Annotated in this window: 14 protein-coding genes; 1 reads left to right on the plus strand and 13 read right to left on the minus strand. The window is 45.8% G+C overall.

The window, feature by feature from the left end; translation table 11 throughout:
- Nucleotides 1–23 precede the first annotated feature (23 nt).
- The 9 genes from iscX to trmJ form a co-directional block, all read right to left on the minus strand.
- Nucleotides 24–218: a Fe-S cluster assembly protein IscX gene (iscX, locus tag EX191_RS18080; RefSeq protein ID WP_005391546.1), complete on the minus strand. Its 195-nt coding sequence runs from the start codon at nucleotides 216–218 to the stop codon at nucleotides 24–26.
- Nucleotides 219–262: 44 nt separating this feature from the next.
- Nucleotides 263–601 (minus strand): ISC system 2Fe-2S type ferredoxin, encoded by a 339-nt coding sequence (fdx, locus tag EX191_RS18085; RefSeq protein ID WP_005391548.1) that lies wholly within the window; start codon nucleotides 599–601, stop codon nucleotides 263–265.
- 13 nt (nucleotides 602–614) lie between these two features.
- Nucleotides 615–2,468, minus strand: a complete 1,854-nt coding sequence (hscA, locus tag EX191_RS18090) for a Fe-S protein assembly chaperone HscA (protein WP_046874339.1) — start codon at nucleotides 2,466–2,468, stop codon at nucleotides 615–617.
- Between the two features lie 21 nt (nucleotides 2,469–2,489).
- Entirely contained in the window at nucleotides 2,490–3,005 is a 516-nt protein-coding gene (gene hscB / locus EX191_RS18095) for a co-chaperone HscB (protein ID WP_012842113.1), read from the minus strand.
- Nucleotides 3,006–3,060: 55 nt separating this feature from the next.
- Entirely contained in the window at nucleotides 3,061–3,384 is a 324-nt protein-coding gene (gene iscA / locus EX191_RS18100) for an iron-sulfur cluster assembly protein IscA (RefSeq protein ID WP_005391554.1), read from the minus strand.
- Between the two features lie 70 nt (nucleotides 3,385–3,454).
- Complete coding sequence (gene iscU / locus EX191_RS18105; protein WP_005381718.1) at nucleotides 3,455–3,838, minus strand: Fe-S cluster assembly scaffold IscU; 384 nt, start codon at nucleotides 3,836–3,838, stop codon at nucleotides 3,455–3,457.
- Between the two features lie 38 nt (nucleotides 3,839–3,876).
- Nucleotides 3,877–5,091: an IscS subfamily cysteine desulfurase gene (locus EX191_RS18110; protein ID WP_005391556.1), complete on the minus strand. Its 1,215-nt coding sequence runs from the start codon at nucleotides 5,089–5,091 to the stop codon at nucleotides 3,877–3,879.
- A 28-nt stretch (nucleotides 5,092–5,119) separates the two neighbouring features.
- Nucleotides 5,120–5,626 carry a Fe-S cluster assembly transcriptional regulator IscR gene (gene iscR / locus EX191_RS18115; protein ID WP_005381720.1) on the minus strand — a complete coding sequence of 169 codons (507 nt, stop codon included), beginning with the start codon at nucleotides 5,624–5,626 and terminating at the stop codon, nucleotides 5,120–5,122.
- A 125-nt stretch (nucleotides 5,627–5,751) separates the two neighbouring features.
- The gene (trmJ, locus tag EX191_RS18120) at nucleotides 5,752–6,471 is read right to left on the minus strand and encodes a tRNA (cytosine(32)/uridine(32)-2'-O)-methyltransferase TrmJ (protein ID WP_006741887.1); all 720 of its coding nucleotides are present in this window, start codon (nucleotides 6,469–6,471) and stop codon (nucleotides 5,752–5,754) included.
- 231 nt (nucleotides 6,472–6,702) lie between these two features.
- Here trmJ and suhB point away from each other — a divergent pair, with 231 nt between their 5' ends.
- Nucleotides 6,703–7,506, plus strand: a complete 804-nt coding sequence (suhB, locus tag EX191_RS18125) for an inositol-1-monophosphatase (protein ID WP_047010191.1) — start codon at nucleotides 6,703–6,705, stop codon at nucleotides 7,504–7,506.
- A gap of 196 nt (nucleotides 7,507–7,702) precedes the next feature.
- Here the strand turns inward: suhB and secF are convergent, their stop codons facing one another.
- The 4 genes from secF to tgt form a co-directional block, all read right to left on the minus strand.
- On the minus strand, nucleotides 7,703–8,650 hold the full coding sequence (gene secF, locus EX191_RS18130) for a protein translocase subunit SecF (RefSeq protein WP_005391572.1): 948 nt from the start codon (nucleotides 8,648–8,650) through the stop codon (nucleotides 7,703–7,705).
- A gap of 14 nt (nucleotides 8,651–8,664) precedes the next feature.
- Nucleotides 8,665–10,521, minus strand: coding sequence for a protein translocase subunit SecD (secD, locus tag EX191_RS18135; RefSeq protein ID WP_006741889.1), 1,857 nt, complete (start codon nucleotides 10,519–10,521; stop codon nucleotides 8,665–8,667).
- Nucleotides 10,522–10,542: 21 nt separating this feature from the next.
- Entirely contained in the window at nucleotides 10,543–10,872 is a 330-nt protein-coding gene (gene yajC, locus EX191_RS18140) for a preprotein translocase subunit YajC (protein WP_193448206.1), read from the minus strand.
- Nucleotides 10,873–11,038: 166 nt separating this feature from the next.
- On the minus strand, nucleotides 11,039–12,187 hold the full coding sequence (gene tgt / locus EX191_RS18145; protein ID WP_193448207.1) for a tRNA guanosine(34) transglycosylase Tgt: 1,149 nt from the start codon (nucleotides 12,185–12,187) through the stop codon (nucleotides 11,039–11,041).
- Between the last annotated feature and the right edge of the window lie 59 nt (nucleotides 12,188–12,246).

Consider the following 12,246-nt stretch of genomic DNA (forward strand, 5'->3'; position numbering starts at 1 on the left):
TAACTAGGCTGTGTTTTACAGACTTAGTCTGCTTCATCCATCCAGCACATGATAACGGCTTCCAGAATCTTTTCGTTACAATGGTTTGGGTCATCTTCAAACTCATCCAACTCCATGATCCATTGATGAAGATCGGTAAAACGCACCGTTTGCGGATCAACATCTGGAAACTTGTCACAAAGTTCAATCGCGATATCGCGAGAATCTGTCCATTTCATTGCTCATCTTCCTTTTGCTTCTCCCCTATATTGGGAAGATAGTTTTAGTGATCTTCTGAAGCGTGGTTTAGCGTGTACTTAGGAATTTCTACCACTAAGTCTTCATCAGCAATTTTCGCCTGACACCCTAGACGTGATTCAGGCTCTAGACCCCACGCTTTATCCAGCATGTCGTCTTCCAGCTCTTCACTTTCTTCTAGCGAATCAAAACCTTCACGGATGATCACGTGGCAGGTAGTACAAGCACATGATTTTTCACACGCATGTTCAATACCGATACCATTTTTTAGCGCTACGTCCAGAACGGTTTCACCAGTGTTTGCTTCCAACACTGCGCCTTCTGGGCACAAATCGTCGTGTGGTAATACAATAATCTTAGGCATAACTACTTATCTCTTATATATCGTCTACTGATTGACCTGACAGCGCAGCTCGAATCGATTTATCCATACGGCGCGATGCGAAATCTTGGCTCGCTTTATCGGTATCTTTAATGCCTTGCTCAATCGCATCTGCATCATCACCATTACGCAGCTCAATCAAGGCTTCGATGGCTTTTATCAGGTCTTGTTTCTCTTGTTCTGATAGTAGTTCGTCACCATCAGCTTGCATCGCTGCAATCAAACCTTCTATCACACGGTCGGCCTCAACACGCTGCTCAGCTAGCGCACGAGCTTGCATGTCTTCTTTAGCGTGAGTCATTGAATCACGCAGCATATCCGCCACTTCATTATCGCTTAACCCGTAAGAAGGTTTTACTTGAATCTCTGACTGAACACCGGTGCTCTTTTCCATTGCTGTAACAGAAAGAAGGCCGTCAGCGTCAACTTGGTAAGTCACACGAATATGTGCCGCACCCGCCGCCATCGGTGGAATGCCTTTCAATGAGAAACGAGCCAGTGAACGACAATCATCAACCATTTCACGCTCACCTTGTACCACATGAACACTCATGGCCGTTTGGCCATCTTTGAATGTGGTAAATTCTTGCGCACGCGCAACAGGAATCGTGGTATTGCGAGGGATGATCTTCTCAACCAAACCACCCATGGTTTCAATACCAAGCGACAGTGGGATCACGTCAAGAAGTAACATTTCTGAATCAGGCTTGTTACCCGCTAGAATGTCGGCTTGGATACCCGCGCCGATTGCGACAACTTCATCAGGATTAATGCTTGTTAGCGGTGTGCGGCCAAAAAACTCGCCTACCATTTCACGAACCAGCAATGTGCGTGTTGAACCACCAACCATGACAACTTCGAGTACTTCGTCTGCGTTAACATCAGCATCTTTTAATGCACGACGACAAGACATTAGTGTTTTCTTCACTAATGGGCGAATCAGATCTTCGAACTGCTCACGAGTAACGGTGCCCTTCCAGCCAAACACGTCAACATCAACGCTGTCTTGCTCAGAGAAAGCAATCTTAGTCGCAGTAGCAATGTTCAGTAGCGTACGGTTTTTTTCAGCAGAAAGTGGGGCTTCGAGACCCGCTTGCTCCATTAGGTAATCCGCTAACAGATGGTCAAAGTCATCACCGCCTAAGGCAGAATCGCCACCTGTTGCTAATACTTCAAATACGCCTTTCGATAAACGTAGGATAGAGATATCAAAAGTACCGCCACCTAGATCGTAAACCGCAATCACACCTTCTTGGCCTGAGTCTAGGCCATAAGCAATTGCCGCGGCGGTTGGTTCGTTAAGCAGACGGAGAACATGAAGACCAGCTAATTTCGCGGCGTCTTTCGTACCTGCACGCTGAGCATCATCAAAGTAAGCAGGAACAGTGATCACAACACCCGCTAACTCACCACCTAACGTTTCTTCTGCTCGCTTACCTAGCGCTTTTAGAATGTCCGCAGATACTTCAATCGGGTTTTTGTCACCTTGAGGCGTTTGCAGGATCGGAAGACCATTTTCACTCTCTCTAAAACGATAAGGAAGTGAAGAGTAACGGGACTGAATGTCCTTTAATGAACGACCGATCAAACGTTTTACAGAGATAATAGTGTTCTCTGGTTCAAGCTCTGCTTTGGCTTTGGCTTCGTGGCCAACCGTTAACGTTTCCTCAGTGTAATTAACGACTGAAGGTAAAATAGTACGGCCCTGCTCGTCCGCAAGTGGAGTTGCATCGCCGCTACGTACAGAAGCAACCAAAGAGTTGGTAGTACCTAAGTCGATACCCGCTGCTAACTTATGCTCATGAGGTGCCGAGCTTTGGCCCGGTTCTGCGATTTGAAGTAGTGCCATGATAGGTCCTTGTCACGCTAACTAGCCGAGGAGTTTGTCTTCGACTAGTTCAATTTCGTTCTTTAGTTTGGCAATGAATTTTAGCTTACGAACTCGGTCTGCGGCTTCAGCCCAAAGACCATCATCAAGCTCTTGCTCGACGCTTGCCAGATGCTGTTTGTACATTTTGCTGACCTTAGAATCGAAGTCAAAAAGCGCCGATTCAGGATCGGTGCTGTCAGCAATTTCTTCCAGTTCTTCGCGCAGCTCCATTTGCTCCATTAAGAACATTGGATCTTGCATTGTCTGCTGTTCACCTCGGATCTCAACTCCCTGCTCTGCGAGGATGTACTCGGCACGGGAGATAGGATTTTTCAGAACTTGATAGGCATCGTTGATTTGCGCTGCCTTTTGCACCGCCATCAAACGGTCACGTTCAGATCCCGTTGCAAAGTTATCCGGGTGGAAGCGTTTTTGTAGTTCTCGGAACTGAGAAGAAAGAAGGCTACCATCCAGCTTAAACTGACTTGGTAGCCCAAATAATTCAAAGTGATTCATTAAGTTCGGGTCCTAGTAAAGCCTTCCGGACTCGCTTGCCCAGAAGGACAATCAATTAGACGTTGAAGCTTTCACCACAACCACATTCACTTTTCGCGTTAGGGTTGTTGAATTCAAAACCTTCATTCAACCCTTCTTTCACGTAATCCAATTCGGTACCGTCTAGGTACACTAAGCTTTTTTTGTCGATGATGATTTTCACTCCAGAGAGTTCAAAAACTTCATCTTCTTCGTTAAGCTCATCAACAAACTCAAGTACATATGCCATGCCTGAACAACCAGTCGTCTTCACTCCAAGACGTAAACCGATACCTTTGCCTCGGTTATCTAGGAATGCTCTTACGCGACTTGCCGCTGATTCTGTCATTGTGATGGCCATACTGCACCTTAGTCTGTCTAAATTTCGATTGGAATGGGAGCGTCAAAGCTCCCATTATATTACGGAATAATTATTCTTGGTGTTTTTTCTTGTAGTCTGCAACCGCTGCTTTGATTGCATCTTCAGCAAGAATTGAACAATGAACTTTCACTGGTGGAAGCTCTAGCTCTTCAGCAATTTCAGAGTTTTTAATTGCTGCGGCTTCATCAACTGACTTGCCTTTTACCCACTCAGTTACTAGTGAGCTTGATGCGATTGCACTACCACAACCGTATGTTTTGAACTTCGCATCTTCGATGATACCTTCCGGTGTCACTTTGATTTGAAGCTTCATTACGTCACCACAAGCTGGAGCGCCAACCATGCCGCTACCTACTGATGGGTCTTCTTTATCGAATGAACCAACGTTACGTGGGTTCTCGTAGTGATCAATTACTTTTTCGCTGTATGCCATGATAAATTACCTCGAATCCTCTATTTCAATCCCTGAGATTAATGGTGAGCCCATTCAACAGTGCTCAAATCAATCCCTTCTTTGTACATATCCCATAGAGGAGACATGTCGCGTAGCTTAGTCACTGCAACGCGGATTTGTTCAATTGCGTAATCAATTTCTTCTTCAGTCGTGAAACGACCAAACGAGAAACGAACCGAGCTGTGAGCCAATTCATCATCCATGCCTAGGGCACGAAGAACGTAAGAAGGCTCAAGGCTTGCAGACGTACAAGCACTACCAGAAGATACCGCTAGATCTTTAAGCGACATTAGTAGTGATTCACCTTCTACGAATGCGAAGCTGATGTTTAGGTTGTGTGGTACACGTTGCTCAAGGTCACCGTTTACCGTCACTGCTTCTAAGTCTTTCACGCCATCAAAAAGACGGTTACGAAGCGCTAAAGCGTGATCGTAATCTTTTTGCATGTCTTCTTTTGCAATGCGGAATGCTTCACCCATACCAACGATTTGGTGAGTAGGAAGTGTACCAGAGCGGAAACCACGCTCATGGCCGCCACCGTGCATTTGCGCTTCAAGACGAATACGAGGCTTACGACGAACGTAAAGTGCACCGATGCCTTTAGGGCCATAAACTTTGTGAGCAGAAAGCGAAATTAGGTCAACTTTCATCTCTTGAACGTCGATTGGTAATTTACCTGCAGATTGCGCTGCATCCACGTGGAAAACAATTTTACGCTCACGACACAATTCGCCGATCGCTGTAATGTCTTGAACCACACCAATCTCGTTGTTTACGTGCATAATAGACACAAGCACTGTGTCATCACGCATTGCCGCTTTAAGCTTCTCTAGATCGATCAAGCCATTTGATTCTGGCTCAAGGTAAGTCACTTCAAAGCCTTCACGCTCAAGTTGACGACATGGGTCAAGAACGGCTTTGTGCTCTGTTTTACAAGTGATTACGTGCTTGCCTTTCTTCGAGTAAAAGTGCGCTGCACCTTTAATAGCAAGGTTGTCTGATTCTGTCGCACCAGATGTAAATACGATTTCGCGAGGATCTGCATTTAGAAGGTCAGCAATTTGCTCACGAGCAGTATCGACCGCTTCTTCTGCCTGCCAGCCGTAACGGTGCGAACGCGACGCTGGGTTGCCAAATGTGCCATCCATTGTCATGTACTGAACCATTTTTTCAGCAACACGTGGATCAACTGGACATGTAGCGGAATAATCAAGATAAATCGGCAGTTTCATTCTCTACTCCAATGTAAAAAGCTGACCGCTAAGAGCGGACGTTTACACCGATGGGCGCGGCGGTTGTATTTTTGTTTGATAGCCCATGGGTTACCGCCAGATCAATGTCCTGACGATCAGAAATTTCGAGGACTTCATTGTCTGTCATCAACTCACCAAGAGTGATGTTATTCAAGAAGTCACTAATGCGAGAGCTTAAGTCGCGCCATAGCGTGTGAGTAAGGCAACGTGTTCCACCTTGGCAATCTCCTTTGCCCTGGCATTTGGTTGCATCGACTGACTCATCAACGGCTGCAATCACGGTACCAATAGCGATACTGTGTGCGTCGGCACCAAGTCGGTAACCACCACCAGGACCACGAACGCTGGCAACGAGACCTGCTTTACGCAATTTTGAAAATAGCTGCTCTAAGTAAGAGAGCGAGATCCCCTGACGCTCTGAGATGTCAGCAAGAGGTACAGGGTTTTGTTGCGAATGCAGTGCCACATCCAGCATGGCTGTCACCGCATATCTTCCTTTAGATGTAAGTTTCATACCACACCGTATCCACATGGTTTGTAATGGTTAAGATTTTTCCATACCCGAGTAATTTGGTCAAGTATTTATTTGACCATTTTACTCAGGTATTCATCCTTACACCTAAAGTGGTTATTCTTTATTCAGAACTTCTTTTCTATCGAGGTTAAAATGCCGCGTAGAATATTGAGCTCCTGGGTTTCTGGCCGAGCACGAGAGAACAAGCGACGCAATTTATTCATCACCTGTCCTGGTTGCTCTTTATTGATAAACTGGGTCTCAACCATCACCTTTTCAAGATGCTCGAAGAACATTTCGAGCTCTCTATGACGTGGGTACTCTTCCGGCTCATTTGGGGCAAACTGGCTTTGCTCTAAGTTCAAATGCGCAACTCGTACTTCGTAACTCAGAGTTTGTACGGCCATCGCTAGGTTAAGCGAGCTATATTCAGGGTTAGCAGGAATGCAAACATGGTAGTGACACCTTTGCAGCTCTTCGTTTGTTAGACCAGTTCTTTCACGACCAAACACGAGCGCGACAGGATGTTTTCTACCCTCAACCGCAAATTTCTCACCACATTCACGTGGCTCAAGCATTGGCCATTCTAATGTACGAGAGCGAGCACTGGAGCCCACCACAAGGCTGCAATCTTCAACCGCTTCCTCTAATGTGCCGACAATCTTTGCATTTTGAGCAATATCACCAGCACCCGCAGCCAAAGCAAGAGTTTGTTCATCCACTTCACATTGTGGATCGACTAATACTAGTTGGCTTAAACCCATCACTTTCATAGCTCGAGCTGCTGAGCCAATATTGCCTGAATGAGAGGTACCTACGAGTACAATTTTTACTTGATCCAACATCTGTGTTTGCTACCTAAATTAAAACCGCAGAATGTTACCATAGTTTTTTAACACACCCTAGGGCGAAGCAGGCCTCTCTTCTCATTCTTGGTCATTGTTCTCGTTCGCCTCAAGCTAAATACAATAAAACCACTGACTTTAGAACAAAAAATAACCACTTCCTTTTTTGCTGATCTCTGGTATACTCGCCGCCGCTTTCATTTGTTCTTTAACATCCGTTGGGAAATTCGTATGCATCCAATGCTAAACATTGCTATTCGCGCTGCGCGAAAGGCAGGCAATCATATTGCTAAATCATTAGAAAACACTGATAAAGTAGAATCTACTCTTAAAGGCACTAATGACTTTGTCACTAATGTAGATAAAGAAGCAGAATACATCATCATCGATACTATCAAGCAGTCTTACCCTGAGCACTGTATCGTTGCTGAAGAACAAGGTCTTATCGAAGGTAAAGATAAAGACGTACAATGGATCATCGACCCACTGGATGGCACCACTAACTTTGTAAAAGGTTACCCAACTTTCGCGGTTTCTATCGCAGTTCGTATCAAAGGCAAAACTGAAGTTGCTTGTGTTTACGATCCAATGCAAAACGAGCTATTCACTGCACAACGTGGTGCAGGCGCTCAACTAAACAGTGCGCGTATCCGTGTTGCTCAACTAAAAGACCTTCAAGGTACTGTTCTAGCTACTGGTTTCCCATTCAAACAGAAACAACACGCTGAGTCTTACATCAAGATCGTTGGTGCGCTATTCACTGAATGTGCTGATTTCCGTCGTAGCGGCTCTGCTGCTCTTGACCTATGTTACGTGGCTGCTGGCCGTGTTGATGGTTACTTCGAGCTAGGTCTAAAACCTTGGGATATGGCAGCAGGTGAGCTTATTGCTCGTGAAGCTGGCGCAATCCTAACTGACTTTGCTGGCGGCACTGAGTACATGAAGTCTGGTAACATTGTTGCTTCAAGCGCTCGTGGCGTAAAATCTATCCTTAAGCACATCCGCGAAAACGGTAACAGCGCGATCCTTAAGTAAGATTTGAAAGTCATATTTAGCCCGTCACGCTGATGACTTTAAAAAGCCCCGCTCAATGAGCGGGGCTTTTTTTGTATCTACTTAGCTGCAATGTAAGGCTCTTCATACCGTGAGGTTCCGCAAGCACAAAACTCGATTCAGATACAAAAAAACCGCTGATTGCTCAGCGGTTTTTGTTTTCGACTCTCAACCTGCCTTATGGCATTTCGTCGAACTCTGCGCCTTCTTTTTCTACTTGAGGTGGCATCAAGTGCTCTTTCTGGATGCCCAGTTTTAGCGCTAGTGCTGATGCTACGTAGATAGAAGAGTAAGTACCTACAGTGATACCAAGTAGAAGTGCGGTTGCGAAGCCGTGAATCATCGCACCACCCTGCATGAACAGTGCAATTACCACGAACAATGTTGTACCCGAGGTAATCAACGTACGGCTCAACGTTTGGGTGATTGAAGCGTCCATGATATCGGCTGGCTCACCTTTACGCATCTTACGGAAGTTTTCACGGATACGGTCAAACACAACGATGGTATCGTTGAGCGAGTAACCGACTACCGTTAATAATGCCGCGACGATGGTTAGGTCAACTTCTATTTGTAGGAATGAGAAAACACCTAACGTGATAATGATATCGTGAGCCAATGCCATAACCGCACCAGCCGCTAGACGCCATTCAAATCGCATCGAGACATAAAGCAGGATACAGATCAGCGACACGAGGATCGCTAGACCGCCAGCTTCTGTTAGCTCATCACCAACGTTAGGACCTACGAATTCAATACGACGCATTTCTACGCTTTCGCCAGTACCATCTTTGATAGCACCAATGATTTGGTTGCCCAGCGTTTCACCAGAAACGTCATCACGTGGACGAAGACGAACCATTACTTCACGAGCACTACCGAAGTTTTGTACTGTCGCATCACCAAAACCTTTCGCATCTAAAGCGGTTCGGATTTTTTCAAGGTTCGCAGGTTTTTCAAAGCCAACTTCAATTAGCGTACCGCCAGTGAAGTCTAGGCCCCAATTTAGCCACTTAGTTGACAAAGTGAAGATAGAAGCAGCAATCATAAAGATTGAAAAAACGAATGCTACTTTCGACCAACGCATAAAGCCGATCGTCTTCTCTGCTTTTAGAATTTGAAACATATTAATTCCCAGCCTTAGATCGACAATTTATCAACGCGTTTGCCACCGTAAATCAGGTTCACGATACAACGTGTACCAATAATGGCGGTGAACATTGAAGTTAAGATACCGATAGATAGAGTAACCGCGAAACCTTTCACTGCACCAGTACCGACTGCAAATAGGATAATTGCAGTAATCAGTGTCGTGATGTTCGCATCGGCAATCGTACTGAATGCATTCGCGTAACCTTGGTGAATAGCTTGTTGTGGACTACGCCCATCACGAAGCTCTTCACGGATACGCTCGAAGATCAGTACGTTCGCATCAACCGCCATACCGACCGTTAACACGATACCGGCAATCCCCGGAAGCGTCATGGTAGCGCCTGGAATCATCGACATAACACCAATGATCAACACTAAGTTAGCCATTAGAGCGATGTTGGCAATCAAGCCAAAGCCACGGTAGTAAAGCAGCGTAAACAGCATTACGGCAACCATACCCCAGATACACGCTTGGATACCCATATCGATGTTTTGCTGGCCCATTGATGGACCAATAGTACGCTCTTCAACGATAGAGATAGGTGCGATCAGTGCACCAGCACGTAATAGAAGTGCAAGGTTGTGCGCTTCAGCTGCGGAGTCTATACCCGTGATACGGAAGTTACGTCCAAGAGCCGATTGAATCGTCGCTTGGTTGATGACTTCTTCATGCTTATCTAGGATGACTTTGCCTTCTGGCGTACGACGACCACTGTCTTTGTACTCAGCAAACACGGTAGCCATTAGCTTACCGATGTTCTTCTTAGAGAACGCTGACATCTTGTTACCACCTTCGCTGTCTAGCGAGATGTTAACTTGTGGACGACCGTATTCATCGACACTTGAGCTTGCATCCGTAATGCTTTGACCACCAAGAATAACACGCTTCTTAAGCACAACCGGACGACCGTCTCGGTCCATTTTGATTTCACTGCCTGCTGGCGCACGACCATTTGCCGCCGCTGATAGGTCAGCTTTATCGTCAACTTCACGGAATTCTAGCGTTGCAGTCGCACCTAGAATCTCTTTTGCACGAGCAGTATCTTGAACACCAGGAAGCTCAACAACAATTCGACTTGCACCTTGACGTTGAACGAGAGGCTCTGCAACACCTAGCTCGTTTACACGGTTACGTAAAATCGTAATGTTTTGCTCAACAGCGTAGTTACGGATCTCTTGTAAACGTTGCTCGGTAAAGGTCGCAGTAAGAGCGTAACGGCCATTTGAATCAGATTCGACAAAGAGCATGTCCGGGTGATTCTTTTCTAGCATTGCTTTCGCTTCTGCTAATTGCTCTTCGTTACGTAGCAGAACCTCTACCGCTTCTTTGCCAGAAGGGCGGATAGCACGATAACGAATTTTTGCCTCACGAAGTTCGCTACGGAAAGCTTCTTCTTGCTGACCAACGAGCTTTTCCATCGCAGCGTCCATGTCTACTTCCATTAAGAAGTGGACACCACCACGAAGGTCAAGACCCAGCTTTAATGGTGACGCGCCAATCGCTTCTAGCCAATCGGGTGTAGAAGGAGCAAGATTAAGTGCAACAATTGTGTCTTTGCCAAGCGCTTCGCTGATGACATCACGAGCACTGATTTGCGTGTCAGTGTCGTTAAAACGAACAAGAATTGATCCATTCTCGAGAGCAATGGATTTATGAGAGAGTTGCTCTTTATCAAGAGCAGTAGTGACAGCATCCAGCGTTGACATATCTACAGAGGCGCCACGCGCCCCTGTAACTTGAATAGCCGGATCTTCACCGTAGATATTTGGAAGTGCGTATAACGCAGCGGTGATGATGGCAAAAAATACCATCAAGTACTTCCATAATGGATAACGGTTTAGCACAGCGAGGATCCTTTAGCTGTTTTATAGAGACTTAAGCGTACCTTTTGGCAACACTGCAGTGATGAAGTCTTTCTTGATTACCACTTCATTGCTCGCGTTAAGCTCGATTGAAATGTAGTCATTGTCTTCAGCAATCTTAGTGATTTTACCCACTAGGCCACCGCTAGTTAGAACTTCGTCGCCTTTGCCCATAGAAGCCATTAGGTTCTTGTGCTCTTTTACACGTTTCGCTTGTGGGCGGTAAATCATGAAGTAAAAGATCACTGCGAACATGCCAAGCATGATTAGCATTTCAAAACCACCGCCTGCTGGCGCGCCTTCTGCTGCTGCGTGAGCCTGAGAAATAAACATTAAAACATCCTCATTATATTTTATTGATAATCCAACAAGTTGGGCTTTCGCATTTTAGATTCAAGTCTGAGAGTAACTAATAGCGATCACTCTCTCAAAAATAACGTGCGTTAGCCTACTTTATTAGCAAAAGCCTCTGGCGACATGCCAAAGGCTTTAATTCTTTTTAGTCCGTCAATGACTGTTCTTTTGCTAGTGGTGGCACTTCACGGCCACGACGCTCATAGAACTCGGTAACAAACTCATCAAAACGATCTTCATCAATCGCTTTACGAATACTTTCCATCAGACGCTGGTAGTAGCGTAGGTTGTGGATCGTATTCAGACGAGCACCCAGAATTTCATTACAACGCTCTAAGTGATGAAGGTACGATTTACTGTAGTTTTGACAAGTGTAACAGTCACAGTGCGGATCCAACGGGGTTGTATCCGTTTTATGTTTCGCATTACGGATCTTGATCACACCACCAGTCACAAACAGGTGACCATTACGCGCGTTACGCGTTGGCATTACACAGTCAAACATGTCGATACCACGGCGAACACCTTCAACCAAGTCTTCTGGTTTACCCACGCCCATTAGGTAGCGAGGCTTGTCTTCTGGAAGCTGCGGACAAGTGTGCTCAAGAATACGGTACATATCTTCTTTAGGCTCGCCTACTGCCAAGCCACCAACCGCGTAACCGTCAAAACCGATTTCCGTTAGACCTTTTACCGACACATCACGTAGATCTTCGTAAACACCACCTTGAACAATACCAAACAGGTTGTTCGGGTTTTCTAGCTTCTCGAAGTGATCACGTGAGCGCTGTGCCCAACGTAGCGACATTTCCATCGATTTCTTCGCTTCATCGTGTGTCGCTGGGTATGGCGTACACTCGTCAAAAATCATGACGATGTCAGAACCTAGGTCTTTTTGAATTTCCATCGACTTTTCTGCGTCCATGAAAATCTTGTCACCATTAACTGGGTTACGGAAGTGCACACCCTCTTCGGTAATAGTACGCATCTTGCCAAGGCTGAATACTTGGAAACCGCCTGAATCAGTAAGAATAGGACCGTGCCAGTTCATAAAATCATGCAAGTCGCCGTGCATTTTCATGACTTCTTGACCTGGACGCAGCCAAAGGTGGAACGTGTTACCTAGTAGGATTTCTGCGCCCGTACCTTTCACTTCTTCTGGCGTCATGCCTTTAACCGTACCGTAAGTACCAACTGGCATAAACGCTGGGGTTTGAACAGTGCCACGTTCGAAAGTCAGTTGACCACGACGCGCATTGCCGTTTTTCTTCTTAAGATCGAATTTTAATTTCACGATGCCTCCGGGTGTCAGAGAAACAGTCTGACTGAGTGTTTAGGGCTCTACCCTACTTT

Source organism: Vibrio chemaguriensis, from assembly GCF_012275705.1.
Lineage (GTDB): Bacteria > Pseudomonadota > Gammaproteobacteria > Enterobacterales > Vibrionaceae > Vibrio > Vibrio diabolicus.